Origin of the sequence: Citrobacter sp. R-1.5.2 (assembly GCF_035064245.1) — a bacterium.
Lineage (GTDB): Bacteria > Pseudomonadota > Gammaproteobacteria > Enterobacterales > Enterobacteriaceae > Citrobacter.
Genome location: NZ_JASEYC010000002.1, coordinates 146,899 through 173,140 on the forward strand (window position 1 = coordinate 146,899; position 26,242 = coordinate 173,140).

Annotated in this window: 28 protein-coding genes; 21 read left to right on the forward strand and 7 right to left on the reverse strand. The window is 52.1% G+C overall.

From position 1 onward, the window contains the following. Positions 1–49 precede the first annotated feature (49 nt). From pdxB to hisP, 15 genes are all read left to right on the forward strand, one after another. Positions 50–1,186, forward strand: coding sequence for a 4-phosphoerythronate dehydrogenase PdxB (pdxB, locus tag QMN38_RS04755; protein WP_271456209.1), 1,137 nt, complete (start codon positions 50–52; stop codon positions 1,184–1,186). A 67-nt stretch (positions 1,187–1,253) separates the two neighbouring features. Then, complete coding sequence (locus tag QMN38_RS04760; protein WP_323604629.1) at positions 1,254–2,267, forward strand: aspartate-semialdehyde dehydrogenase; 1,014 nt, start codon at positions 1,254–1,256, stop codon at positions 2,265–2,267. Then, a complete protein-coding gene (gene truA, locus QMN38_RS04765; RefSeq protein ID WP_271440239.1) occupies positions 2,267–3,079 on the forward strand; it encodes a tRNA pseudouridine(38-40) synthase TruA in 813 nt (270 codons plus the stop codon). Before QMN38_RS04760 ends, truA begins: the two co-directional genes overlap by 1 nt. Before the next feature lie 24 nt (positions 3,080–3,103). Then, a complete protein-coding gene (locus QMN38_RS04770; RefSeq protein ID WP_003028140.1) occupies positions 3,104–3,763 on the forward strand; it encodes a DedA family protein in 660 nt (219 codons plus the stop codon). Between the two features lie 149 nt (positions 3,764–3,912). After that, complete coding sequence (gene accD / locus QMN38_RS04775) at positions 3,913–4,827, forward strand: acetyl-CoA carboxylase, carboxyltransferase subunit beta (protein ID WP_137384179.1); 915 nt, start codon at positions 3,913–3,915, stop codon at positions 4,825–4,827. Positions 4,828–4,896: 69 nt separating this feature from the next. Next, complete coding sequence (gene folC, locus QMN38_RS04780; RefSeq protein ID WP_271440240.1) at positions 4,897–6,165, forward strand: bifunctional tetrahydrofolate synthase/dihydrofolate synthase; 1,269 nt, start codon at positions 4,897–4,899, stop codon at positions 6,163–6,165. Beyond that, complete coding sequence (gene dedD, locus QMN38_RS04785; protein WP_271440241.1) at positions 6,155–6,817, forward strand: cell division protein DedD; 663 nt, start codon at positions 6,155–6,157, stop codon at positions 6,815–6,817. The genes folC and dedD overlap by 11 nt, the downstream gene beginning before the upstream one ends. A 202-nt stretch (positions 6,818–7,019) precedes the next feature. Continuing rightward, positions 7,020–7,508, forward strand: coding sequence for a colicin V production protein (gene cvpA / locus QMN38_RS04790; RefSeq protein WP_005129678.1), 489 nt, complete (start codon positions 7,020–7,022; stop codon positions 7,506–7,508). A 33-nt stretch (positions 7,509–7,541) separates the two neighbouring features. Next, the gene (gene purF / locus QMN38_RS04795; protein WP_137384176.1) at positions 7,542–9,059 is read left to right on the forward strand and encodes an amidophosphoribosyltransferase; all 1,518 of its coding nucleotides are present in this window, start codon (positions 7,542–7,544) and stop codon (positions 9,057–9,059) included. A 96-nt stretch (positions 9,060–9,155) separates the two neighbouring features. Further along, a complete protein-coding gene (locus tag QMN38_RS04800) occupies positions 9,156–9,725 on the forward strand; it encodes a UbiX family flavin prenyltransferase (RefSeq protein WP_271440242.1) in 570 nt (189 codons plus the stop codon). A gap of 287 nt (positions 9,726–10,012) precedes the next feature. Next, positions 10,013–10,795 carry a lysine/arginine/ornithine ABC transporter substrate-binding protein ArgT gene (gene argT, locus QMN38_RS04805; RefSeq protein WP_271440243.1) on the forward strand — a complete coding sequence of 261 codons (783 nt, stop codon included), beginning with the start codon at positions 10,013–10,015 and terminating at the stop codon, positions 10,793–10,795. A gap of 247 nt (positions 10,796–11,042) precedes the next feature. Beyond that, the gene (gene hisJ / locus QMN38_RS04810) at positions 11,043–11,825 is read left to right on the forward strand and encodes a histidine ABC transporter substrate-binding protein HisJ (RefSeq protein WP_003028120.1); all 783 of its coding nucleotides are present in this window, start codon (positions 11,043–11,045) and stop codon (positions 11,823–11,825) included. Positions 11,826–12,011: 186 nt separating this feature from the next. Further along, a complete protein-coding gene (locus QMN38_RS04815) occupies positions 12,012–12,698 on the forward strand; it encodes a histidine ABC transporter permease HisQ (protein WP_323604630.1) in 687 nt (228 codons plus the stop codon). Continuing rightward, positions 12,695–13,402, forward strand: coding sequence for a histidine ABC transporter permease HisM (gene hisM / locus QMN38_RS04820; protein WP_271440245.1), 708 nt, complete (start codon positions 12,695–12,697; stop codon positions 13,400–13,402). Before QMN38_RS04815 ends, hisM begins: the two co-directional genes overlap by 4 nt. Positions 13,403–13,415: 13 nt before the next feature. Further along, positions 13,416–14,189 carry a histidine ABC transporter ATP-binding protein HisP gene (gene hisP / locus QMN38_RS04825; RefSeq protein WP_271440246.1) on the forward strand — a complete coding sequence of 258 codons (774 nt, stop codon included), beginning with the start codon at positions 13,416–13,418 and terminating at the stop codon, positions 14,187–14,189. Positions 14,190–14,222: 33 nt separating this feature from the next. On the opposite strand, the gene QMN38_RS04830 is transcribed toward hisP, so the two are convergent. From QMN38_RS04830 to yfcG, 4 genes are all read right to left on the reverse strand, one after another. Beyond that, positions 14,223–14,738 (reverse strand): GNAT family N-acetyltransferase, encoded by a 516-nt coding sequence (locus tag QMN38_RS04830; protein WP_271440247.1) that lies wholly within the window; start codon positions 14,736–14,738, stop codon positions 14,223–14,225. 71 nt (positions 14,739–14,809) lie between these two features. Continuing rightward, positions 14,810–15,703: a TIGR01777 family oxidoreductase gene (locus QMN38_RS04835; RefSeq protein WP_323604631.1), complete on the reverse strand. Its 894-nt coding sequence runs from the start codon at positions 15,701–15,703 to the stop codon at positions 14,810–14,812. 19 nt (positions 15,704–15,722) lie between these two features. Beyond that, positions 15,723–16,085: a dihydroneopterin triphosphate 2'-epimerase gene (gene folX, locus QMN38_RS04840; protein ID WP_005129505.1), complete on the reverse strand. Its 363-nt coding sequence runs from the start codon at positions 16,083–16,085 to the stop codon at positions 15,723–15,725. A gap of 54 nt (positions 16,086–16,139) precedes the next feature. Further along, positions 16,140–16,775: a GSH-dependent disulfide bond oxidoreductase gene (gene yfcG, locus QMN38_RS04845; RefSeq protein WP_271454968.1), complete on the reverse strand. Its 636-nt coding sequence runs from the start codon at positions 16,773–16,775 to the stop codon at positions 16,140–16,142. A gap of 134 nt (positions 16,776–16,909) precedes the next feature. On the opposite strand from yfcG, the gene yfcF reads away from it, so the two are divergent. The 3 genes from yfcF to yfcD are packed head-to-tail and all read left to right on the forward strand — an operon-like array spanning position 16,910 to position 18,772. Further along, positions 16,910–17,554 carry a glutathione transferase gene (gene yfcF / locus QMN38_RS04850; RefSeq protein ID WP_271440249.1) on the forward strand — a complete coding sequence of 215 codons (645 nt, stop codon included), beginning with the start codon at positions 16,910–16,912 and terminating at the stop codon, positions 17,552–17,554. A gap of 55 nt (positions 17,555–17,609) precedes the next feature. After that, complete coding sequence (gene yfcE, locus QMN38_RS04855; RefSeq protein WP_271440250.1) at positions 17,610–18,161, forward strand: phosphodiesterase; 552 nt, start codon at positions 17,610–17,612, stop codon at positions 18,159–18,161. A 56-nt stretch (positions 18,162–18,217) separates the two neighbouring features. After that, the gene (yfcD, locus tag QMN38_RS04860; protein WP_199945882.1) at positions 18,218–18,772 is read left to right on the forward strand and encodes an NUDIX hydrolase YfcD; all 555 of its coding nucleotides are present in this window, start codon (positions 18,218–18,220) and stop codon (positions 18,770–18,772) included. Positions 18,773–18,857: 85 nt separating this feature from the next. On the opposite strand, the gene yfcC is transcribed toward yfcD, so the two are convergent. The 3 genes from yfcC to ackA all read right to left on the reverse strand — a co-directional run bounded on the left by yfcC (position 18,858) and on the right by ackA (position 24,135). After that, complete coding sequence (yfcC, locus tag QMN38_RS04865) at positions 18,858–20,378, reverse strand: putative basic amino acid antiporter YfcC (RefSeq protein ID WP_271440251.1); 1,521 nt, start codon at positions 20,376–20,378, stop codon at positions 18,858–18,860. A 216-nt stretch (positions 20,379–20,594) separates the two neighbouring features. Further along, the gene (pta, locus tag QMN38_RS04870) at positions 20,595–22,736 is read right to left on the reverse strand and encodes a phosphate acetyltransferase (RefSeq protein WP_137384163.1); all 2,142 of its coding nucleotides are present in this window, start codon (positions 22,734–22,736) and stop codon (positions 20,595–20,597) included. A gap of 196 nt (positions 22,737–22,932) precedes the next feature. Next, a complete protein-coding gene (ackA, locus tag QMN38_RS04875; protein ID WP_006683648.1) occupies positions 22,933–24,135 on the reverse strand; it encodes an acetate kinase in 1,203 nt (400 codons plus the stop codon). Positions 24,136–24,474: 339 nt separating this feature from the next. Between ackA and yfbV the strand changes: the two genes are divergently transcribed. From yfbV to QMN38_RS04890, 3 genes are all read left to right on the forward strand, one after another. Then, positions 24,475–24,930, forward strand: a complete 456-nt coding sequence (gene yfbV, locus QMN38_RS04880) for a terminus macrodomain insulation protein YfbV (RefSeq protein WP_003028087.1) — start codon at positions 24,475–24,477, stop codon at positions 24,928–24,930. A gap of 83 nt (positions 24,931–25,013) precedes the next feature. Next, the gene (locus tag QMN38_RS04885; protein ID WP_003028086.1) at positions 25,014–25,508 is read left to right on the forward strand and encodes a YfbU family protein; all 495 of its coding nucleotides are present in this window, start codon (positions 25,014–25,016) and stop codon (positions 25,506–25,508) included. Next, a complete protein-coding gene (locus tag QMN38_RS04890) occupies positions 25,501–26,178 on the forward strand; it encodes a sugar phosphatase (RefSeq protein WP_271440258.1) in 678 nt (225 codons plus the stop codon). The genes QMN38_RS04885 and QMN38_RS04890 overlap by 8 nt, the downstream gene beginning before the upstream one ends. Positions 26,179–26,242: the final 64 nt, after the last annotated feature.

Genomic DNA, 26,242 nt, shown 5'->3' on the forward strand with positions numbered 1-26,242 from the left:
ATGGCACACTTGCCCGGTTAACTCTCGTTCTCAAACAGGTGAGAAAGACGTGAAAATCCTCGTTGATGAAAATATGCCCTATGCCCGCGAACTGTTCAGTCGTTTGGGGGAGGTCAAAGCGGTTCCCGGTCGCCCGATTCCCGTCGCAGAACTGGATGATGCGGATGCCTTAATGGTGCGCTCGGTGACGAAAGTAAACGCATCGCTACTCAGTGGAAAACCGGTAAAGTTTGTCGGTACGGCAACGGCAGGCACTGATCATGTGGATGATGCCTGGCTTGCGCAGTCAGGCATTGGTTTTTCTGCTGCTCCCGGCTGTAATGCGATTGCGGTAGTGGAATATGTCTTCTCTGCACTGCTGATGCTGGCTGAGCGCGACGGTTTTACGTTACGTGACCGTACGGTCGGTATTGTTGGTGTAGGTAATGTGGGAGGGCGTTTACAGGCGCGACTGGAAGCATTAGGGATCCGCACCTTGCTGTGCGATCCACCGCGTGCCGATCGGGGCGACGAAGGCGATTTCCGCGCACTGGAAGAACTGGTTGAACAAGCAGATGTGTTGACCTTCCACACGCCGTTGTTTAAAGACGGTCCGTACAAAACGCTGCATCTGGCCGATGAGGCGCTGATTAGCCGCCTGAAGCCCGGAACCATTCTGATTAATGCCTGCCGCGGACCGGTCGTGGATAATTCCGCCTTACTGAACCGACTCAACGCCGGGCAGTCGCTGAGCGTCGTGCTGGATGTCTGGGAAGGCGAGCCGGATCTGAATGTGGCGCTGCTGGAGAAAGCGGACATTGGTACGGCACACATTGCCGGCTATACCCTGGAAGGGAAAGCGCGTGGGACAACGCAGGTCTTTGAGGCCTATAGCAAATTTATTGGTCGTGAGCAGCACGTTGCATTGAATACGCTGTTGCCCGCACCGGAATTTGGCCGTATTACCTTGCATGGTCCGTTAGATCAGCCAACACTGAAAAGGCTGGTTCATTTAGTGTATGATGTGCGCCGCGACGATGCGCCACTGCGCAAAGTCGCTGGAATTCCGGGTGAATTTGATAAACTGCGCAAGAATTATCTTGAACGTCGCGAGTGGTCGTCTTTATACGTAATGTGTGACGACGCTGCTGCCGCAGCCCTGTTGTGTAAGCTGGGTTTTAACGCCGTTCATCATCCGGCACATTAATGTCTTCTTAATGCTCCCTGTTGAATAATACGACAGGGACGCTTATGTATTTCTGGAGTAAATCACCATGTCTGAAGGCTGGAATATTGCCATTCTGGGCGCAACGGGCGCCGTAGGCGAAGCCCTGCTCGATACGCTGGCTGAACGCCAGTTCCCGGTCGGTGAAATCTATGCGCTGGCACGTAATGAAAGTGCTGGTGAACACCTGCGTTTTAACGGTAAATCGGTCATTGTTCAGGATGTCGCTGACTTTGACTGGACCCAGGCACAGCTGGCATTTTTTGTTGCGGGAGTTGAAGCCACTGCGGCATGGGTGGAAGAAGCAACCAATGCCGGTTGTCTGGTGATTGACAGCAGTGGCCTGTTTGCGCTTGAACCTGACGTTCCGCTGGTCGTCCCGGACGTTAACCCATTTGTACTGGCAGACTACCGCAATCGCAACGTTATCTCGGTGCCAAACAGCCTGACCAGTCAACTGCTTTCTGCGCTGAAACCGCTGATCGATGACGGTGGTCTTTCACGGATTACGGTAACCAACATTATCTCGGCTTCTGCCCACGGTAAAAAAGCGGTAGATGCGTTGGCCGGACAGAGTGCGAAATTGCTCAACGGGATCCCGATTGACGAGGATGACTTCTTTGGTCGCCAACTGGCGTTCAATATGCTGCCGCTGTTGCCCGATCGCGAAGGCAGTGTGCGCGAAGAACGTCGTATCGTCGATGAAGTCCGTAAAATTATGCAAGATGATGGTCTGTTGATTTCAGCCAGCATCGTGCAGTCACCGGTGTTCTACGGTCATGCGCAGATGGTGAATTTTGAAGCGCTGCGCCCGCTGGCCGCAGAAGAGGCGCGTGATGCCTTTACTCGTGGTGAAGATATTGTTCTGTCAGAAGAGACCGATTTCCCGACCCAGGTTGGCGATGCGTCTGGTACACCGCACCTGTCAATTGGTTGCGTACATAACGACTATGGTATGCCGGAGCAGGTTCAGTTCTGGTCCGTGGCGGATAACGTGCGCTTTGGCGGCGCATTGATGGCAGTAAAAATTGCGGAAAAACTGGTGCAGGAGTACCTGTACTAATGTCTGACCTGCAACAGCCGTCAACGCATAAAATTGCGCTGGGCATTGAGTATGACGGCAGCAAGTATTATGGCTGGCAGCGCCAGAATGAAGTGCGCAGCGTTCAGGAAAAACTGGAAAAAGCGCTCTCTCAGGTTGCTAATGAACGCATCACTGTATTTTGTGCGGGCCGCACGGATGCAGGTGTTCATGGTACGGGACAGGTGGTGCATTTTGAAACCACCGCGCAACGTAAAGATGCGGCGTGGACGCTGGGGGTAAATGCGAATTTACCTGGTGACATTGCCGTGCGCTGGGTGAAAGCTGTACCGGATGATTTTCATGCCCGATTTAGCGCGACGGCTCGCCGTTATCGCTACATCATCTACAATCATCGGTTGCGTCCCGCCGTTTTGGGAAAAGGCGTGACGCATTACTACGAGCAGCTGGATGCTGAGCGTATGCATCGTGCGGCTCAGTGCCTGATTGGCGAGAATGATTTTACCTCGTTTCGGGCAGTGCAGTGTCAGTCGCGCACACCGTGGCGTAATGTGATGCATATAAACGTTACGCGTTTCGGCACTTATGTGGTGGTGGATATTAAAGCGAATGCCTTTGTACATCATATGGTCAGGAATATTGTCGGCAGCCTGATGGAAGTAGGCGCCCACAACCAGCCGGAGAGCTGGATTGCAGAACTGTTAGCAGCAAAGGACAGAACGTTAGCAGCAGCAACGGCGAAGGCGGAAGGTCTGTATCTGGTCGCGGTAGATTACCCTGACCGATTTGATCTGCCAAAACCGCCAATGGGCCCGCTATTTCTGGCGGACTAATTTGAGTCGTATAAAGGCATAATTATGGATCTGATTTACTTTCTCATCGATTTTATCCTGCACATTGATGTGCACCTGGCGGAGCTGGTCGCGGAATACGGTATCTGGGTATACGCTATTCTGTTTTTGATTCTGTTCTGTGAAACGGGACTGGTGGTCACGCCGTTCCTGCCAGGAGATTCGCTGCTGTTTGTCGCCGGTGCACTTTCTGCACTGCCAACGAACGATCTTAATGTCCATCTGATGGTGGCGTTAATGATAGTGGCGGCCATTGTGGGCGATGCGGTGAACTACACCATCGGGCGGTTGTTTGGCGAGAAGCTGTTCAGCAACCCAAATTCCAAAATTTTCCGCCGCAGCTATCTGGATAAAACCCATGCGTTCTATGAGCGTCATGGCGGCAAAACAATTATTTTGGCACGTTTCGTTCCTATTGTGCGTACATTTGCACCGTTTGTTGCGGGTATGGGACACATGTCCTACCGTCATTTTGCGATGTATAACGTTGTTGGCGCGTTGCTGTGGGTATTGCTGTTCACCTATGCAGGCTACTTGTTTGGCGATCTTCCGATTGTTCAGGAAAACCTGAAATTACTGATTGTGGCGATTATCGTCCTCTCGGTATTGCCTGGCGTAATTGAAGTTATTCGCCACAAGCGCGCTGCGTCACGTGCTGCAAAATAGAAAGTAACTCAGCGGTTCGACCACTTTTTTATCCAAAGTTTCGGGCTGTTATGTTTTAATGTGCAACATTCATGGTCTGTTTGGGGCAAAAATGGCATTATGCGCCCCTTATAACAAAGCTGACTAGGGTTCAGGCAGAAAGGTCACCAATGAGCTGGATTGAACGAATTAAAAGCAACATTACTCCCACCCGCAAGGCAAGCATTCCTGAAGGGGTGTGGACCAAGTGTGATAGCTGCGGTCAGGTTTTATACCGTGCTGAGCTGGAACGTAATCTTGAGGTCTGTCCGAAGTGTGACCATCACATGCGCATGTCGGCGCGTAATCGCCTGCATAGCCTGTTAGATGAAGGTTCTCTTGTGGAACTGGGAAGCGAGCTTGAGCCGAAAGATGTGCTGAAGTTTCGTGATTCCAAAAAATACAAAGACAGACTGGCTTCTGCGCAAAAAGAAACCGGTGAGAAAGACGCGCTGGTGGTAATGAAAGGTACGCTTCACGGCATGCCGGTCGTTGCAGCTGCATTCGAGTTCGCTTTTATGGGCGGCTCCATGGGCTCTGTCGTCGGCGCGCGTTTCGTCCGTGCGGTTGAACAGGCGCTGGAAGACAACTGCCCGCTGATCTGTTTCTCCGCGTCTGGCGGGGCGCGTATGCAGGAAGCGCTGATGTCACTGATGCAGATGGCAAAAACATCTGCGGCGCTGGCAAAAATGCAGGAACGCGGTTTACCGTACATTTCCGTACTGACTGACCCTACCATGGGCGGTGTTTCTGCAAGCTTCGCGATGCTGGGCGATCTCAACATTGCTGAGCCGAAAGCGCTGATCGGCTTTGCAGGTCCGCGTGTTATCGAGCAGACAGTACGTGAGAAACTGCCGCCGGGATTCCAGCGTAGTGAATTCCTGATTGAAAAAGGCGCTATCGATATGATCGTACGCCGCCCGGAAATGCGTCTGAAACTGGCAAGTGTTCTGGCGAAGCTGATGAATCTGCCCGCGCCGAATCCGGATGAACCACGTGAAGGTGAGGTGGTACCTCCGGTACCCGATCAGGAATCAGAGGCCTGATAACTGAAAAGGGCAGGGCCACAGGCGCTGCCCTTTTGCTTTTCTCAACGTAACGAATCTACAGGCATCATGGACAATAAACGTATTCCCCAAGCCACGTCGCCCCTGGCCTCGTGGCTTTCTTATCTGGAAAACCTGCACAGTAAAACCATCGATTTAGGTCTTGAACGCGTGAGTCTGGTGGCGCAAAAACTGGGCGTATTAAAACCTGCGCCGTTTGTTTTTACCGTCGCGGGAACCAACGGTAAAGGCACGACTTGCCGAACGCTGGAGTCCGTGCTCACCGCGGCCGGATATAAAGTTGGTGTATACAGTTCTCCTCACCTGGTGCGCTACACAGAACGTGTCCGCGTGCAGGGGGGCGAGTTGCCGGAATCTGCGCATACCGCTTCGTTTGCAGAGATTGAAGCGGCGCGCGGCGATATTTCCCTGACCTACTTTGAATACGGCACACTGTCAGCATTGTGGCTGTTTAAACAGGCGCAGCTTGATGTGGTGATTCTGGAAGTGGGTTTAGGCGGCCGTCTTGACGCAACCAATATCGTCGATTCCGATGTCGCGGTGGTCACCAGCATTGCGCTTGACCATACTGACTGGCTGGGGCCCGATCGCGAAAGCATTGGCCGCGAGAAGGCGGGTATCTTCCGTGCAGAGAAACCGGCTATTGTCGGTGAACCGGAAATGCCCTATACCATCGCGGATGTGGCGCAAGAGACAGGGGCGATACTGCAGCGCCGTGGTGTGGACTGGCGCTATTCGGCTACAGAGAACGACTGGTCATTCACTGATAGCCACGGTACGCTGACGCAACTGCCGTTACCGCAGGTCCCGCAACCTAACGCCGCAACCGCACTGGCAGCACTGAGAGCCAGCGGACTTAACGTCAGCGAGCAGGCGATTCGTGAAGGTATCGAGCAGGCTATTTTACCGGGGCGTTTTCAGATTGTGAGCGAGTCACCGCGGGTGATTTTTGATGTTGCTCATAATCCGCATGCGGCAGAATATTTGACTGAACGTCTGAAAAAGTTAGTGAAAAGCGGGCGCGTACTTGCCGTTATCGGTATGCTACATGATAAAGACATTGCCGGTACGTTAGCCTGGTTGAAAAGCGTGGTTGACGATTGGTATTGTGCGCCTCTGGAAGGCCCGCGTGGTGCATCGGCAGAACAACTGCTGGAGCATCTGGGTAATGGCGAAGCCTATGACAGCGTGGCTCAGGCATGGCTTGCGGCCCTGGCCGCGGCAAAACCAGAAGATACCGTGTTGGTGTGTGGATCGTTTCACACTGTCGCACATGTCATGGAAGTACTAGACGTGGGGAGAAGCGGTGGCGAGTAAGTTTCAGAATCGATTAGTTGGCACGATTGTGCTGGTCGCGCTTGGGGTGATTGTGCTTCCCGGGCTGCTCGACGGGCAGAAAAAACATTATCAGGATGAGTTTGCGGCGATCCCGCTGGTACCAAAACCTGGCGATCGCGATGAACCGGACATGATGCCTGCGGCGACGCAGGCACTGCCAACGCAACCGCCGGAAGGTGCCGCAGAAGAGGTACGTGCCGGTGATGCGGCCGCGCCGTCGTTGGATCCATCGCGTTTGACGGCAGCAAACAACGCAGAGTTCGATCCTATCCCTGCGCCTGTGGAGCCACCAAAACCTAAACCGAAGCCGCAACCTGTTGCTGCTGCTCCGGCGCCCGTTCCAGCACCAGCACCGAAACCGGTCGTCGAAGACGCGCCGGCACCAACCGGGAAAGCCTACGTTGTGCAGCTTGGTGCGTTGAAAAATGCGGATAAGGTCAATGAGATTGTCGGTAAGTTACGTGGTGCGGGCTTCCGGGTATATACTTCCCCGTCAACGCCGGTACAGGGTAAAATAACCCGAATTCTCGTTGGGCCTGATGCGTCCAGAGATAAGCTGAAAAACTCGCTGGGGGAACTGCAGAAAATCTCCGGCCTGAGTGGGGTTGTGATGGGGTATACCCCTAATTAAGGGGCTGTCTCATGTCGGTCGGATACGGTATTAACACCGCTATCCGGCAGTGCCCGAAGAGGCATAAAACCGTATGGCGTTGAAGATTTTTTCAGCGCCATTTTTATTTACGCGTGGAAAGGAAATCCCTACGCAAACGTTTTCTTTTTCTGTTAGAATGCGCCCCGAACAGGACGACAGGGCGTAAAATCGTGGGACACTTATGGTCTGGATTGATTACGCCATTATCGCGGTGATTGGTTTTTCCTGTCTGGTTAGCCTGATCCGTGGCTTTGTACGTGAAGCATTATCGTTGGTGACTTGGGGTTGTGCTTTCTTTGTCGCCAGCCATTACTACACTTACCTGTCTGTCTGGTTTACGGGCTTTGAAGACGAACTGGTTCGGAATGGGATTGCTATCGCGATACTGTTTATCGCGACACTTATCGTCGGCGCTATCGTTAACTTTGTGATAGGCCAGCTGGTGGAGAAAACAGGCCTGTCGGGTACTGACAGGGTGTTGGGGATCTGCTTCGGTGCTCTGAGAGGGGCGTTGATCGTCGCCGCCATATTGTTCTTTCTCGATACATTTACCGGTCTGTCGAAAAGTGAAGACTGGAGTAAGTCGCAGCTGATCCCGCAGTTCAGTTTCATCATCAGATGGTTCTTTGACTATCTGCAAAGCTCGTCAAGTTTCTTGCCCAAAGTATAAACTTTGGGTCGTTGCTGAACGAGGAAAAGACGTATGTGCGGTATTGTCGGTATCGCCGGTGTTATGCCGGTAAACCAGTCGATTTATGACGCGTTAACGGTGCTCCAGCACCGTGGTCAGGATGCCGCAGGCATCATCACCATTGATGCCAATAACTGCTTCCGTTTGCGTAAAGCAAACGGAATGGTGAGCGATATTTTTGAAGCGCGCCATATGCAGCGTTTGCAGGGCAATATGGGCATCGGTCATGTGCGTTACCCAACGGCTGGCAGCTCCAGCGCCTCCGAAGCTCAACCTTTTTATGTCAACTCACCGTATGGCATCACGCTTGCCCACAACGGCAACCTGACCAACGCGCATGAGCTGCGTAAAAAGCTGTTCGAAGAAAAGCGCCGTCACATCAATACCACTTCTGATTCAGAAATTCTGCTGAATATTTTCGCCAGCGAGCTGGATAACTTCCGCCATTATCCGCTGGAAGCCGACAATATTTTTGCCGCGATTGCAGCGACCAACCGTCAGATCCGTGGTGCCTATGCGTGTGTGGCGATGATTATCGGTCACGGTATGGTGGCGTTTCGCGATCCTAATGGTATCCGCCCGCTGGTGCTGGGCAAACGCGATATCGGCGACGGCCGTACCGAGTACATGGTGGCGTCTGAGAGCGTGGCGCTGGATACGCTGGGCTTTGAATTCCTGCGTGATGTTGCTCCTGGTGAAGCGGTGTATATTACCGAAAAAGGCCAGTTGTTTACCCGCCAGTGTGCCGATAATCCGGTCAGCAACCCATGCCTGTTTGAATATGTTTACTTCGCGCGTCCTGACTCCTTCATCGACAAGATTTCCGTCTACAGCGCCCGTGTGAATATGGGAACAAAGCTTGGCGAAAAAATTGCCCGTGAGTGGGAAGACCTGGATATCGACGTGGTGATCCCCATTCCTGAAACCTCTTGTGATATCGCGCTGGAAATTGCCCGGATCCTCGGTAAGCCATATCGTCAGGGGTTTGTGAAAAACCGCTATGTGGGGCGTACCTTTATCATGCCGGGTCAGCAGCTGCGCCGTAAATCCGTGCGCCGTAAGCTGAATGCCAACCGCGCTGAGTTCCGTGATAAAAATGTACTGCTGGTTGATGATTCCATCGTGCGTGGAACGACTTCAGAACAGATTATCGAAATGGCGCGTGAAGCTGGCGCGAAGAAGGTTTATCTGGCCTCTGCCGCACCGGAGATTCGCTTCCCTAACGTTTATGGCATTGACATGCCAACAGCGACGGAGCTGATTGCTCATGGTCGTGAAGTAGACGAGATCCGCCAAATCATTGGCGCGGATGGGCTCATCTTCCAGGATCTGAACGATCTGATCGATGCTGTGCGTGCTGAGAACCCGGATATTCAGCAGTTTGAATGCTCCGTGTTTAATGGCGTCTATGTCACTAAAGATGTTGACCAGCAGTATCTCGATTTCCTGGACTCTTTGCGTAATGACGATGCCAAAGCGGTATTGCGCCAGAACGAAGCGGAAAATCTTGAGATGCACAACGAAGGTTAACGTTTGCTCGTAAGCAAGGGGGCAACCTGCACCCTTGCTTGCAACTCACCGTAAATTCCTGCAAAGTCGGCCCTGAACAAGCAAGGGCGATTAAACATGAAACGACTCATCATTGGTATTTCCGGCGCAAGCGGTGCAATTTATGGCGTGCGGCTGTTACAGGTTTTACGCGACGTTGCTGACGTGGAAACCCATTTGGTGATGAGCCAGGCGGCGCGACAGACGCTGGCGCTGGAAACGGACCTCTCTGTACGCGACGTGCAGGCCCTGGCGAATGTGAATCACGATACGCGCGATATCGCCGCCAGTATCTCCTCCGGTTCTTTTCAGACCGCCGGAATGGTTATTCTGCCGTGTTCAATCAAAACGCTTTCTGGCATCGTTCACAGCTACACCGATGGACTGCTTACCCGTGCGGCAGATGTGGTGCTGAAAGAACGCCGTCCGCTGGTGCTGTGTGTACGTGAGACTCCGCTGCATCTCGGGCACTTGCGTCTGATGACTCAGGCGGCAGAAATTGGCGCGGTGATTATGCCACCCGTTCCCGCCTTCTATCATCGGCCACAGACGCTTGATGATGTGATTAATCAAACGGTTAATCGCGTACTTGATCAGTTTGATATCACTCTTCCGCAGGACCTGTTCACTCGCTGGCAAGGGGCGTAAGCCGTTCCATCAGCGTGCAAAGAAACATCCGTTGCCCTGTTTCAGGGCAATTTTGTAACCGCGATCATATCCTCAACATTTAATTCGTTAAAACGCAACGAAACGCTGCGGTTCAACCGTCAGACCTGCTATCTTCAAAATCAGGACAATATTGCAACGTTTTATTAACATATTTAACGTCGAATATCCTCATCGATGCGAAAATGGCATAAGACCTGCATGAAAAAGTCTGCAAACACACAACACAACGTAAAACATAATAAAATTACGCCACTTGAGGGTTATGTATGAAGAAGACGGTTCTTGCTTTGTCTTTGCTGGTAGGACTCTCCGCCACCGCGGCCAGCTACGCAGCACTTCCGCAGACGGTTCGTATTGGTACAGATACAACGTACGCTCCTTTTTCCTCTAAAGATGCCAAAGGCGATTTTGTCGGTTTTGATATCGATCTGGGAAATGAGATGTGTAAACGTATGCAGATCAAATGTACCTGGGTCGCCAGTGATTTTGATGCGCTGATCCCGTCGCTGAAAGCGAAAAAAATTGATGCCATCATCTCTTCGCTTTCCATCACCGAGAAACGCCAGCAAGAAATTGCTTTCTCAAACAAACTTTACGCAGCAGATTCACGTCTGATCGCGGCGAAAGGCTCCCCAATTCAACCGACTCTGGATTCACTCAAGGGTAAACATGTTGGCGTACTGCAAGGTTCGACGCAGGAAGCCTATGCCAATGATAACTGGCGCAGCAAAGGCGTGGATGTTGTGGCCTATGCGAACCAGGATCTGATCTATTCTGACTTGACGGCGGGCCGTCTGGATGCGGCATTGCAGGACGAAGTCGCAGCCAGCGAAGGTTTCCTGAAACAACCTGCAGGTAAAGATTACGCGTTTGCCGGTCCTTCAGTAAAAGATAAAAAATACTTTGGCGACGGGACCGGGATTGGTTTACGCAAAGACGATGTCGAGCTGAAAGCGGCGTTTGATAAAGCGCTGGGCGAACTGCGTAAAGATGGTACCTACGACAAAATGGCGAGTAAGTATTTTAACTTTAATGTCTACGGCGATTGATACGCTGAAACGGGGAATTAACTGCACCATAGGGGTTAACCATTACGGTGCATAATGATTTCAGTGCACTGTTTTGGTGCTTTTATCGTGGTCTTAATAAGCATGATTGCATACTTAAGCGCTTTTCATGCAAATAAATACCGCTGACAAGGTAGAATGCTTTGCCTTGTCGGCCTGATTAATGGCACGATAACTGCACCTGGTCCTGTAAAGATCCCCTATAAAAGACAGTCTGTTGAGGATAGTTATGAAAAAACTGGTGTTGTCTCTTTCTCTGGTTCTGGCTTTCTCCAGTGCTACCGCAGCATTTGCAGCCATCCCGCAAAAAATTCGTATCGGTACAGATCCTACTTATGCACCGTTCGAATCGAAAAATGCACAGGGTGAATTGGTCGGTTTTGATATCGATCTGGCTAAAGAGCTCTGCAAACGCATCAATACACAATGTACCTTCGTGGAAAACCCGCTGGATGCGCTGATCCCTTCGTTAAAAGCGAAGAAGATCGATGCCATCATGTCGTCGCTTTCCATTACTGAAAAACGTCAGCAAGAGATTGCCTTTACCGACAAGCTTTATGCAGCAGACTCTCGTCTGGTGGTTGCTAAAGATTCCGCTATTCAGCCGACCATCGAGTCTCTGAAAGGTAAGCGTGTCGGTGTGCTGCAGGGCACGACTCAGGAAACGTTTGGTAACGAACACTGGGCGCCAAAAGGCATTGAAATCGTCTCTTATCAGGGGCAAGACAATATCTATTCTGACCTGACTGCCGGGCGTATTGATGCCGCATTCCAGGATGAAGTCGCGGCCAGCGAAGGCTTCCTGAAGCAGCCAGTAGGTAAAGATTACAAATTCGGCGGCCCGTCAGTGAAAGACGAGAAACTGTTCGGCGTCGGTACCGGTATGGGGCTGCGCAAAGACGATAATGAACTGCGCGAAGCACTGAATAAAGCATTTGCAGAGATGCGTGCTGACGGTACTTACGAGAAGCTGGCGAAAAAGTATTTCGATTTTGATGTTTACGGCGGTTAATCACCGCAGGTGCTGATAAAGCCCGTAGATTTTTGACGCGTTGAATTTATGCCTGATGGCGCTGCACTTATCAGGCCTACGGTGATTGTGTAGGCCGAATAAGGCAAAGCCGCCATCCGGCATTTAACGGTTAGTCTGAAATCAAAAGAGGCTTATTACTCCACCACACACGACAGGACAGGCAGCATGTTGTATGGCTTTTCAGGTGTTATTTTACAGGGCGCGATTGTTACGCTGGAGCTGGCTCTCAGCTCGGTAGTGCTGGCGGTCATGATAGGCCTTGTTGGCGCGGCAGCGAAGCTTTCGCAAAACCGGGCAATGGAGCTTATTTTCGAAGGGTACACCACGCTTATCCGCGGGGTTCCCGATCTCGTCTTAATGCTGCTCATTTTCTACGGATTACAAATCGCGCTGAATACGATTACCGACGCAATGGGTATCAGTCAGATTGATATCGATCCGATGGTTGCAGGGATTATTACGCTCGGATTTATCTACGGAGCCTATTTTACTGAAACCTTCCGTGGCGCGTTTATGGCGGTACCGAAAGGTCATATTGAAGCGGCGACGGCATTCGGTTTTACCAGCTCACAAATATTTCGCCGCATTATGTTTCCGGCAATGATGCGCTTTGCCTTGCCGGGGATTGGCAACAACTGGCAGGTTATTCTGAAGGCCACGGCGCTGGTGTCACTGCTTGGACTTGAAGATGTGGTGAAAGCCACTCAGCTTGCCGGAAAAAGCACCTGGGAGCCGTTCTATTTTGCCGTGGTATGTGGGGTCATCTATCTGGTGTTTACCACCGTGTCTAATGGTGTGCTGCTGTACCTTGAGCGCCGCTACTCCGTGGGTGTGAAGAGGGCTGACCTGTGATTGAAATTATTCAGGAGTACTGGAAATCCCTGTTGTGGACTGACGGCTATCGCTTTACCGGCGTGGCGATCACATTGTGGTTGCTGATCTCATCGGTGGTGATGGGCGGGATTCTGGCACTGTTTTTGGCGATTGGTCGTGTATCAAGCAATAAATTTATCCAGTTTCCTATCTGGTTGTTCACCTATATTTTTCGTGGAACGCCGCTGTATGTTCAGCTGTTGGTGTTTTATTCCGGCATGTATACGCTGGAGATTGTGAAAGGGACAGATTTTCTCAACGCGTTTTTCCGCAGCGGGCTGAACTGTACCGTACTGGCGCTGACGCTGAATACCTGTGCCTACACGACGGAGATTTTTGCCGGGGCCATCCGTTCCGTGCCGCATGGCGAGATTGAAGCCGCACGAGCTTACGGTTTCTCTTCCTTCAAACTGTACCGCTGCATTATCTTGCCTTCCGCACTGCGTATCGCGTTACCGGCATACAGCAACGAAGTCATTTTAATGCTGCATTCCACGGCGCTGGCGTTTACTGCGACGGTGCCGGATTTGTTGAAAATCGCCCGTGACATCAACTCGGCAACCTACCAGCCATTTACCGCATTCGGTATTGCCGCTGTACTGTATTTGATGATTTCGTATGTCCTGATCAGTTTGTTCCGTAAAGCGGAAAAACGCTGGTTGCAGCATGTATCCTCTAAATAGTTCGAGTAACACGATGCCTGAGAATAAATTAAACGTTATCGATTTACATAAGCACTACGGCGAACATGAAGTGCTGAAAGGGGTATCGCTGCAGGCCAATGCGGGTGATGTTATCAGCATTATTGGTTCGTCAGGTTCAGGTAAAAGTACCTTCCTGCGCTGCATTAACTTTCTGGAAAAACCGAGCGCCGGAACGATTGTGGTTAGCGGTCAGAATATTGGTCTGGTACGCGACAAAGACGGTCAGTTGAAGGTTGCAGATAAAAATCAGCTGCGTCTGTTACGTACGCGACTGACGATGGTTTTTCAGCACTTCAACCTGTGGAGTCACATGACGGTGCTGGAAAACGTCATGGAAGCACCTATCCAGGTGCTGGGGCTGAGCAAGCATGAAGCCCGCGAGCGTGCGGTGAAGTATCTGGCCAAAGTCGGTATTGATGAGCGCGCGCAGGGGAAATACCCGGTGCATCTGTCCGGCGGTCAGCAGCAGCGTGTGTCAATTGCCCGTGCGCTGGCGATGGAGCCGGAAGTTCTGCTGTTTGATGAACCCACCTCGGCGCTAGACCCAGAGCTGGTCGGCGAAGTGCTGCGCATCATGCAACAGCTGGCAGAGGAAGGGAAAACCATGGTGGTCGTGACGCATGAAATGGGGTTTGCCCGCCACGTATCCTCACACGTTATTTTCCTGCATCAGGGAAAAATTGAAGAAGAGGGCAATCCGGAGCAGGTGTTCGGGAACCCACAAAGCCCGCGTTTACAGCAGTTCCTTAAAGGATCGCTGAAGTAATTGATTTGCCCGGAGGCGCTATGCTTGCCGGGCCTACCGTTTTAACGCGCTGTACTCCAGACGATAAACCCAGTCGTCATGCGCTATGCCGTTCACTTCATAGGCTTTTTCAAGCACTTGAGTACGTGTAAATCCTGTTTTTTCCAGAATGCGTATCGACCCGGTATTCCCGGCTAATACATAGGCATTTATCGCCGTTACGCCAGCCTGTTGAAAGGCATAATCGCACACGGCACGTACGGCTTCGCTGGCAATACCTTTTCCTTGCGCCCGTGGCGTGATGGCGTAGCCAATATCCGCTTCCTGAGGATAAAGATGGCTTATCTGTAAGCCAATATCACCCAGTTGCGCCGTGTTGTTGTGCTCCCGGATAACAAATGTATGTCGAGCGGAAAGGCGTCTGGCGAAGAGCAGGCGAGTATCTTTGGTTGGGGCGATATCACCCATGAAACGCATGACATCAGGATTTTCTCGTAGCCGCTGGAAAAAAGGCCAGTCAGCGAGTTGGTACAAAGAGAGGGTAAGTCGGGGTGTCGATATTATCGCCATAACGTCGCCATTGTGGTATTCGGTTTTTTAACCATACCACCACAATGGCAACAGTGAAGGGATATCAGACATTATCGGATGACATCGGCCAGCGCTTCTTCCAAATCGTACCAACGAAACGCAAAGCCTGCCGCTTCCAGTCGCTTGGGCAACGCGCGCTGCCCCCCGAGGACCAGCACCGAGGATTCGCCCATCAGCAGCCGCATAGCGGCCGCCGGAACGCGCAGGATCGCCGGGCGGTTCAGGGCATGACCCAGCGCATGGGCAAACTGCTCATTGCGAACCGGGTACGGCGAAACCATGTTGAAGGGACCACGCAGATCGTTATCCAGCAGCCAGATAATCCCATTGACCATATCGTCAATATGGATCCAGGCCAGGTATTGACGCCCATTGCCGATAGGACCGCCAAGCCCCAGACGAAACGGTGGGACCATCTTAGCGAGGATCCCGCCCGTAGAGGCCAATACAACGCCAGTACGTAGCAAACATACGCGCGTTCTGTCGCTTTGCGCAGCGCTGGCGATCTGTTCCCACTGGGCGCACAACTTATGGGTGAATTCATTATGTGGCGGTTCTTCTTCCGTCACAACGACTTCACCCAGATCGCCGTAGTATCCCGTAGCGGAACCGGAGATGAGTACGGACGGTGGTGTGCTGCTGGCGTGGATTAGCGTAACCAGCTTCTGCGTGATCCCCCAGCGACTTTGGCACAAACGCTCTTTTTGCTCAGCGCTCCAGCGTTTGTCAGCGATAGGTTCTCCGGCAAGGTTGATGACAGCATCAATGCCATCGAGGTTTTGCTGCTCTTCCAGCCCTTTCCATAGCGTGACCCGGGAGTCCAGAATCTGACGAGCCTTATCAGGAGTACGTGTCACTACGGTAATCTGATGCCCCAGTTCCAGCAGGCAGGGGATCAAATGACGTCCAATCAGGCCAGTACCGCCGGTAATCAGAATCTGCATGTCGCCTCCCGGGTTACGTTTAGCGCTGCCAGCTCAATGTCATGGAAACGGAGTCGGCGTAACGCAATGCGTGAAGTTTATCGATCTCCACTTCAGCATAAGTGACCCAGTGATGTTCGCGTGCGATATCGAGCACATCTTGCGTTAATTTTTCCAACAATGAGAAGCGGTTACTCTCAACGTGCGAAATGATGCTCTTGGTGATGGTGCGATAATTCAGCGCGTCGTTGATATCTTCACTGGTCCGGGCTTTGTCTGCGGGATAGTGGATGGCAATATTGATGACGATATCCTGTCGGTTCAGGATCTCCTCTTCTTTAATGCCGATAAAAGTGCGCAGACGAAGGTTTTTTATACGAATAATTGCGTCAGGTTGTGACATTGCAGGTTTCCTCCATGTATGAACCTTTTCATGATACACGAGAACCGAATCGCGTTAACTTTTCTCGCTCTGCGCTTGCTGCATCGCCCGTTCTGTTGCGGGACGAGTACGGATTCGTTCGTACCAGTTATTGACCGCCGGATAGTTGTCGAGGTCGATACGCTGGCGCTGGTGGAGATTAATCCACGGCCAGCAGGCAATGTCGGCAATGCTGTAATGATCGCCACCCAGCCAGGGTGATATTTCCAGACGTTTATTCATGACGTTGTACAGTCGCTGGGTTTCCACCTGATACCGTTCAATAGCGTAGGGGATGGTCTGCGGTGCGAAGTGGCTGAAGTGATGATTTTGTCCGAGCATTGGCCCAAGTCCGCTAACCTGCCAGAAGAGCCACTGCAGCGTGGTGTGGCGCTCGCGTAATTCACCGCTGAGTAGCTTACCGCTCTTTTCCGCCAGGTAGAGTAAAATCTCACCAGACTCAAACAGGCTAATGGGTTTTCCACCATCCTCCGGGGCGCAGTCGATGATGGCCGGAATTTTATTATTCGGTGAAATCTGCAAAAAGTCAGGGCGGAACTGGCTGCCTCTGCTGATATCTACATGTATCAGGCGGTACTTTAACTGTGTCTCTTCGAGAAACAGTGTGATTTTGTGCCCGTTTGGCGATGGAGTGTAGTAGAGGTCGATCATTTTCAGCGTCCGTTTTGTCATGAACCGGGTCACTACAAGTATAGAAGCTGCTGACGTGCGTGAGTTTTCATCAAGTGACAGCGAGAGAAAGACTCTATATTTTGAAAGCAAGCCAATACACTTCAGAGGACATTATGAGCAAACCTGCAATTACGCTGTGGTCAGATGCCAATTTTTTCTCCCCTTATGTGCTGTCTGTTTATGTCGCTCTGCAAGAGAAAGGGCTGCCTTTTACGCTGAAAACTGTCGACCTCAATAGTGGTGAACACTTGCAACCTTCATGGCAAGGGTATGCGCTGACGCGTCGTGTACCGGTTCTGGACATTGACGGTTTTGAACTGAGTGAATCCTCGGCGATTGCCGAGTTCCTGGAAGAGCGTTTCGCTCCACCGCAATGGGAGCGTATTTATCCGCACGATCTACAAAAACGGGCTCGTGCCCGCCAGGTTCAGGCCTGGCTCCGTAGCGATCTGATGCCTATCCGGGAAGAGCGTTCGACGGATGTGGTTTTTGGTGGCGTGAAGAAAGGTCCGTTGACGGAAGCAGGAAGGGCCAGTGCGGAAAAATTGTTTGCCACGGCGGGCAGTTTACTGGCGCAAGGTAAGCAGAATTTGTTTGGTGAATGGTGTATCGCAGACAGCGATTTGGCGCTAATGCTTAATCGATTGGTTCTGAATGGCGATGATGTACCAGAACAGCTCGCGGAGTATGCCACCTTCCAGTGGCAGCGCGCTTCGGTACAACGTTTTATCGCGCTTTCAGCGAAGCGTTCCTGCTGAAAGTAGGGGCGTAATCCAGTATCATTGAAAGGTGTTTTTCAACGAGGGGTGAGTGATGAAACTGATGTTCGCATCGGACATTCATGGTTCGTTGCCGGCTACGGAATGCGTACTTGAACGGTTTACCCAAAGTGGTGCGCAATGGCTGGTGATACTGGGCGATGTATTGAACCATGGGCCGCGTAATGCGCTGCCAGAGGGCTACGCGCCAGCACAGGTCGCCGAGCGTTTGAATGAGCAGGCGTCGCGGATAATTGCGGTGCGTGGAAATTGCGACAGCGAAGTGGATCAGATGCTCCTGCATTTTCCAATAACCGCGCCGTGGCAGCAAATTCTGACTGACAGCCAGCGACTCTTTCTGACGCACGGACATCTTTTTGGTCCGGATAACTTACCACCGCTCAACGCCGGCGATGTGCTGGTTTATGGGCATACGCATTTGCCGGTGGCAGAGCGACGTGGGGATATCTACCAGTTTAACCCAGGTTCGGTAAGCATCCCGAAAGGGGGATTTACGGCAAGCTACGGGATTCTGGATGATAATGTTCTCAGCGTGATGGCACTCAATGATCAAAGTATTATTGCGCAGGTCGAGATTAATCCGTAATTTACCCCACAAACGTAAACGCGCCGTAAGAGCGCTAGAAAAAAGAAGGTTTCCTGATGGTGGAACAGCGTCGTTTGGCAAGTACTGAATGGGTGGATATTGTGAATGAAGACAATGAAGTCATCGCACAATCCAGCCGGGAACAAATGCGGGCACAATGCTTGCGCCACCGTGCAACGTATATCGTTGTACACGATGGTATGGGTAAAATTCTGGTTCAACGTCGCACTGAGACAAAGGACTTTATGCCCGGTATGCTGGATGCTACCGCGGGGGGGGTTGTGCAGGCTGATGAGCAGCTTCTGGACTCCGCGCGTCGTGAAGCGGAAGAAGAATTGGGCATTGCCGGTGTCCCGTTTGCCGAGCACGGTCAGTTTTATTTTGAAGACCAGAACTGTCGCGTCTGGGGCGGGCTGTTTAGCTGCGTTTCTCACGGACCGTTTGCGCTGCAGGAAGAAGAGATTAGTGAAGTGTGCTGGCTGACGCCGGAAGAAATTACCGCGCGCTGTGATGAATTTACACCGGACTCACTGAAAGCACTGGCGCTGTGGATGACACGCAATGTCAAGAATGAAAGTGCGAAAGCCGAAAAACACGAAGAAGCTGAGTAAACTCAGCGCCGCCGATCCTGGATGACGGATCGGGACTCGTTGTAGGCCGGATAAGCCGCTGATGTGCATTATCCGGCCTTGTTGTTTAATGGTAGCCCATCATTTGCGCACCAATAACCACTACGCTGGACATAATAAACAGCAGGCCCAGCAGCGTGGCACCCACCTTCAACCAGTTGCGGAAGTCCACCCGACATACCCCTAATGTCGCCATCAGCGACGCAGAGGTTGGGTAGATAATATGACTGAAGCCGTCACCAAACTGAAAAGCCAACACGGTGACCTGGCGGTTTACCCCTACCAGATCGCCCAGTGGTGCCAGTAGCGGCATAGTCAGTGCTGCCTGACCCGAACCGGATGTGACAAAGAAGTTAAACACAGCCTGGAAAAGCAGCATAAACCAGGCCGCAATCGCGTTGTCCAGGCCACTGATACCGTTGGCGATACTGTGCAGCAGGGTATTTAACACACTGGCATCACCCGCTTCGCCATTACCAACCAGCAGTAATATTCCCTTGGCAAAGCCGACCAACAGGGCAGGCGCGATCATCATTCGCGCACCCTCAGTAAACGAGGAGGCCATGATATTGACCGTCATACCGTTGAGTCGAAAAACAACCCCGATAATGCCAATCACCAGCCCCATGGTGAAAAACTGACTGGCAATTTCAGGAATGAACCACGCGTTGACGATAACGCCCCAGACCACCCAAATCATCACTGCGGTCAACACGATCAGGACCAGCCAGTCACCCAGTGTGAAACGTCGCTCGACGACCTCGTCCTGCTGCTCACGGAAGAAACGGTCCGATTCATGCACCCGGGACAGCAATGGGTTCTTCTTGATACGTGCCGCGTAGGCCAGCGTGAACGTCAGGCCGATCATCGTCGCCACAACCCACACGACGATGCGCAGACCCGAACCCGAGAGCACGGGCACACCCGCAATACCCTGTGCGACAACCACACAGAATGGGTTCATCCATGAGCTGGCAAAGCCAATTTGGGTGGCAATATAGGTCACCAGAACAGTGGTGATGCTGTCGTAACCTAACCGCACCATTAGCGGCGCAATGATAATGGCGAAGGCGACCGCTTCTTCCCCCATCCCAAAGACGGCACCGCCTAACGAGAAGAGAATAAACAGTACCGGGATAAACAAGACCTCATTACCCCGTGTATGACGGATCAGCGCCAGGATGCCGTTATCGATGGTTCCTGTGCGCATTACGATGCCGAATGCACCACCAATCACCAGCATAAACATAATGATGCCAACGGCGGTGCCAAATTTTGAACCGGAGGTTAACCCTTCAAACGGAAAATTCATCAGACCAGGGCTTTCATCGCCGGTGGTGAAGAACTTAACCCGGTGATATTGCTCTTCACCCGCATCGTTGGTCAGAATACGAAAAGAGTGGGGATCGACCACTTTACGCGTTTTGGTTTGTCCATCGACCTGGTACTGCACTTCCTGGCTGTCGAACATTCCGACGGGAACGACCCATGTTGCCAGACTGGTTAAAATGGCGACGAAAAAAATAATGACCAGCGTGTCGGGCATGGCCCATTTTTTCGCGGGTTGTGATTCTGTTACTGCAGACATAAAGGACTATCCCTGTTGCAAAGCAAAGAGGCTAAGTATGCAAACAGGAGAATAGTTATTCATTGATGCAGCGCATCTAAGCAAATATTTCAGAATTTGTTAATGAAAGGGACGGGCATAAAAAAACCGGAAATATCAGCTATTTCCGGTTTCAAGAATCACGCTATGTAGGTCGCAACGGATGCGTTTAGGTCACCATCCGGCGTACACAGCAGATTACTGCTGCTGGGAAGACTGGATCGCGGTCAGAGCGATGGTGTAGACGATATCGTCTACCAGCGCGCCACGAGACAGGTCGTTCACCGGCTTACGCATACCCTGCAGCATCGGCCCGATGGAGATCAGGTCAGCAGAACGTTGTACCGCTTTGTAGGTGGTGTTACCGGTGTTCAGATCCGGGAAGATGAACACGGTAGCGCGACCTGCAACCGGAGAGTTCGGCGCTTTGGATTTTGCTACATCAGCCATAACAGCCGCATCGTACTGCAGAGGACCGTCGATCATCAGGTCAGGACGTTTTTCCTGCGCCAGACGTGTTGCTTCACGTACTTTCTCTACATCGCTACCTGCACCAGATGTACCGGTGGAGTAGGAGAGCATTGCAACGCGTGGTTCGATGCCGAAGGCAATCGCGGAATCAGCAGACTGAATCGCGATTTCTGCCAGCTGTTCTGCGGTCGGATCTGGGTTGATCGCGCAGTCGCCGTAAACATAAACCTGATCCGGCAGCAGCATGAAGAACACAGAAGACACCAGAGAGCTACCCGGCGCAGTTTTAATAAGCTGCAGCGGTGGGCGAATGGTGTTTGCTGTCGTATGCACGGCACCAGAAACCAGACCGTCAACATCGTCTTGTTCCAGCATCAGAGTACCGAGAACCACGTTGTCTTCCAGTTGTTCGCGAGCAACGGTTTCGGTCATGCCTTTGTTTTTACGCAGTTCGACCAGGCGAGCAACGTAGCTTTCGCGAACCACATCCGGGTCAACGATTTCTACGCCAGCACCCAGCTCAACGCCCTGAGACGCGGCAACACGGGTGATCTCATCCGGGTTACCCAGCAGTACGCAGGTTGCGATCCCACGTTCAGCACAGATAGCCGCTGCTTTAACAGTACGCGGTTCGTCACCTTCTGGCAGAACAACACGTTTACCGGCTTTACGCGCCAGTTCGGTCAGCTGATAACGGAACGCTGGCGGAGACAGACGACGGCTGCGCTCAGAGGTCGCGGTCAGAGATTCAATCCAGTCAGCGTTGATGTAGTTTGCAACGTATTCCTGAACTTTCTCGATGCGCTCGTGATCGTCAACCGGCACTTCCAGGTTGAAGCTCTGCAGGCTCAGAGAGGTCTGCCAGGTGTTGGTGTTGACCATGAATACCGGCAGGCCAGTTTCGAATGCACGTTCGCACAGTTTGTTGATGCGCGCGTCCATTTCGTAGCCGCCAGTCAGCAGCAGGGCGCCGATTTCTACGCCGTTCATTGCCGCCAGGCATGCTGCAACCAGCACGTCAGGACGATCGGCGGACGTTACCAACAGGGAACCTGCACGGAAGTGTTCCAGCATGTGCGGAATGCTGCGTGCGCAGAACGTTACGGATTTCACGCGACGGGTATTGATATCGCCTTCGTTAACGATGGTAGCGTTCAGGTGACGCGCCATATCGATTGCACGCGTTGCGATCAGATCGAAGCTCCACGGCACCGCGCCCAGTACTGGCAGCGGGCTGGATTCTTGCAGTTTAGCCGGATCAACTTTGATCACTTTCGCTTTGGAAGAGTCGTCGAAAATCTCGGACAGATCCGGGCGGGTACGGCCCTGCTCATCAACCGGTGCGTTCAGTTTGTTAACGATAACGCCGGTGATGTTGGTATTTTTCGCGCCGCCGAAGCTGCTGCGAGTCAGTTCAATACGCTCGTTCAGCTGTTCCGGAGTATCGGTGCCCTGAGACATCACGAAGACGATTTCCGCGTTCAGTGTTTTCGCGATTTCGTAGTTCAGAGACTGGGCGAACTGATGTTTACGGGTTGGGACCAGGCCTTCAACCAGTACAACTTCAGCATCTTTGGTGTTCGCGTGGTAGTTCGCGATAATCTCTTCCATCAGCACATCTTTCTGATTGCTGGACAGCAGAGATTCCACGTGGCTCATCTTCAGCGGCTCAGCGGCTGGCAGAGAGGAGTTAGCACGCACGATGCTGGTAGTCTGGTCTGGTGCATCGCCACCGGCACGAGGTTGAGCGATTGGCTTAAAGACGCTCAGACGAACGCCTTTGCGTTCCATAGCACGGATCACGCCAAGGCTGACGCTGGTCAGGCCGACGCTGGTTCCGGTAGGGATCAGCATAATAATACGGGACACGGTTTATCCTCTTTCGTTACCGCCAATTTCAGGCGGGAGACAAAACGGCACCACCAGCTCCCGTCATACTTCAAGTTGCATGTGCGTTGGCTTTCTTCGCTCACCCCAGTCACGTACTGGTGTACGCTCCTGGGATTCGCTACGTCGCCGCCTTCCTGCAACTCGAATTATTTAGGGTGTAGCTGGCGGTGTGAAATCAGGCAGTCAGACGGCTCGCGTCTTGCGCGATAACCAGTTCTTCGTTGGTTGGGATAACCACCGCAGGACGGGTACCTTCTTTGTTGATGAAACCAGATTTGCCGAAACGTGCGGCCAGGTTACGTTCGTGGTCAACTTCGAAGCCCAGAACGCCCAGTTTGCCCAGAGACAGTTCACGAACCATCGCTGCGTTTTCACCAATGCCACCGGTGAAGACAACCGCATCCAGACGACCATCCATCAGCGCGGTGTAGGAACCGATGTATTTCGCCAGACGGTGGCAGTAAACGTCCATTGCACGTTTAGCGTCTTCTTTGGTGGTGTAGTTGTCTTCAACATAACGGCAGTCGCTGGTGACTTCGGTCAGACCCAGCAGGCCAGACTCTTTGGTCAGCATTTTGTTGATCTGGTCAACGCTCATGCCCAGAGTGTCGTGCAGGTGGAAGATAATCGCCGGGTCGATGTCACCGGAACGCGTACCCATCACCAGACCTTCCAACGGGGTCAGACCCATGGAGGTATCAACACATTTACCATTACGGATTGCAGAAACAGAACCGCCGTTGCCCAGGTGGCAAGTGATGATGTTCAGTTCATCAACCGGTTTGTTCAGCATTTTTGCCGCTTCCTGAGTCACGAAGAAGTGGCTGGTACCGTGCGCGCCGTAACGACGAACGCCATGCTCTTTGTACAGGCTGTACGGCAGAGCGTAGAGGTAAGATTCTTCCGGCATAGTCTGATGGAACGCGGTGTCGAACACAGCCACGTTTTTGTCTTTCAGGCTTGGGAAGGATTTCAGCGCTTCTGCGATACCGATCAGGTGAGCCGGGTTGTGCAGCGGTGCGAAAGAGGCGGAATCTTTGATGCCCTGGATAACGGAATCGTCAATAACCACGGAGCTGGTATACTTCTCGCCGCCGTGTACGATACGGTGACCAATTGCAGTCAATTGCGCGGACAATTCTGGTTTTTGTGCCAGAATAGTGTTAACGATAAAGTTCAGCGCTTCACTGTGAGCGGCGCCTGCACCTAAAGCCGCTTCTTGTTTACCGCCGTCCATTTTCCACTTGATACGTGCTTCTGGGAGATGGAAACATTCGGCTAAACCAGAGAGGTATTCTTCACCGTTTACTGCATCGATGATGGCAAATTTCAGTGAGGAGCTACCGCAGTTCAGAACCAGTACTAACTTACTCGACATGGAAGTACCTATTTATGATACGTGGCTAAAAAAACGTCAGGGAGTCATAGAGCGTAGCGCATGATGACACCGACGTTTATGATTAACATCATGCGCCAGGGTCTTTTTGGGCACGATGGAATAAATACCTTTGAGTCTATGCCATTTTGCGTATTTTTCAGCCAATGGCATACTGTATGCCAATTTGACGACTCAATGATTTTGGACTAAAGGCCTTACAGGCCGGCACAGGATACCTGAATGTGGGTATCAAAGACAAAATGTTTTGAACGATGTCCTTTGCAGTTGTTGTTTTGCACAAATTTTTTAATTTTTATATGTGAAGTTGAGGTAATCGCCATGTCGACACCGGATAATCGCTCCGTCAATTTTTTTAGCTTGTTTCGCCGGGGACAGCACTACGCAAAGACGTGGCCAATGGAAAAGCGCCTGGCGCCCGTGTTTGTTGAGAATCGTGTGATCCGCATGACGCGCTATGCGATTCGCTTTATGCCACCTATCGCCGTCTTCACGTTATGCTGGCAAATTGCGTTAGGTGGTCAGTTGGGACCGGCTGTGGCAACGGCGCTGTTTGCGCTGAGCCTGCCAATGCAGGGCATGTGGTGGTTGGGTAAACGTTCCGTTACGCCACTGCCGCCTTCGATTCTCAACTGGTTCTACGAAGTTCGGGGAAAATTACAAGAAGCCGGACAGGCGTTATCGCCGGTTGAAGGGAAGCCGGATTACCAGGCGCTGGCTGACACGCTTAAGCGCGCCTTCAAACAACTGGATAAAACTTTCCTCGATGATTTGTAATTGACCCCTGATTACGCATATAAAAGAAGGCACAAGTTGCCTTCTTTTTTTTCATCGCAGTAGTAGTGATACAGGAGTCCCAAATGGAAATGACCAACGCTCAACGTCTTATTTTGTCGAACCAGTACAAAATGATGACCATGCTCGATCCGACCAACGCCGAGCGTTATCGTCGTTTGCAGACGATTATTGAACGCGGTTACGGCTTGCAGATGCGCGAGCTGGATCGTGAGTTTGGTGAGCTGACGGAAGAAACCTGTCGTACGATTATCGATATTATGGAGATGTATCACGCATTACACGTGTCCTGGACTAACCTTAAAGATGCACAGGCTATTGATGAACGCCGCGTGACGTTCCTTGGCTTTGATGCCGCAACGGAAGCCCGTTTCCTCGGGTATGTTCGTTTTATGGTGAACGTGGAAGGCCGTTATACCCACTTTGATGCCGGTACACATGGCTTCAACGCTCAGACCCCAATGTGGGAAAAATATCAGCGCATGCTGAATGTCTGGCACTCCTGCCCGCGTCAGTATCACCTGAGCGCGAATGAAATTAACCAAATCATTAATGCCTGAGGGGGCGAGCGTGCAGTGCAAAGGCTTTCTGTTTGATCTGGATGGGACGCTGGTCGATTCCTTACCAGCCGTAGAACGTGCGTGGTGTAACTGGGCCGATCGTTTTGGTCTCGATCATGACGAGGTACTCGGTTTTATTCACGGCAAGCAGGCAATTACCTCCTTGCGGCACTTTATGCCTGGCAAGTCTGACGCGGAGATTGCGGCGGAATTCACGCGTCTGGAGCATATCGAAGCGACTGAAACGGATGGAATCACCGCGCTACCCGGGGCGATTGATTTACTCAATCACCTGAATAAAGCGGGTATCCCTTGGGCGATTGTGACCTCGGGGTCGATGCCCGTTGCGCGGGCACGCCATCGTGTTGCTGGCCTTCCTGCGCCTGAAGTGTTTGTCACTGCTGAGCGGGTAAAGAGAGGCAAACCAGAGCCAGATGCATATCTGTTAGGCGCTCAACTGCTAGGCCTTGCACCGCAGGAGTGTGCGGTGGTTGAAGATGCGCCCGCTGGGGTACTCTCTGGCCTGGCTGCCGGATGTCATGTGATCGCGGTCAACGCGCCGTCGGACACGCCGCGTCTGGATGAGGTCGACTTTTCGTTGACCAGTCTGGAACAGATTTCCGTGACCAAGCAACCCAACGGAAATGTGGTTGTTATAAGAAATACCTGATCGTGATTTAGCCCCAGACTGTTGGGGCTTTTTTATGGCAAACTCAATCCATCCCTCTCATTTA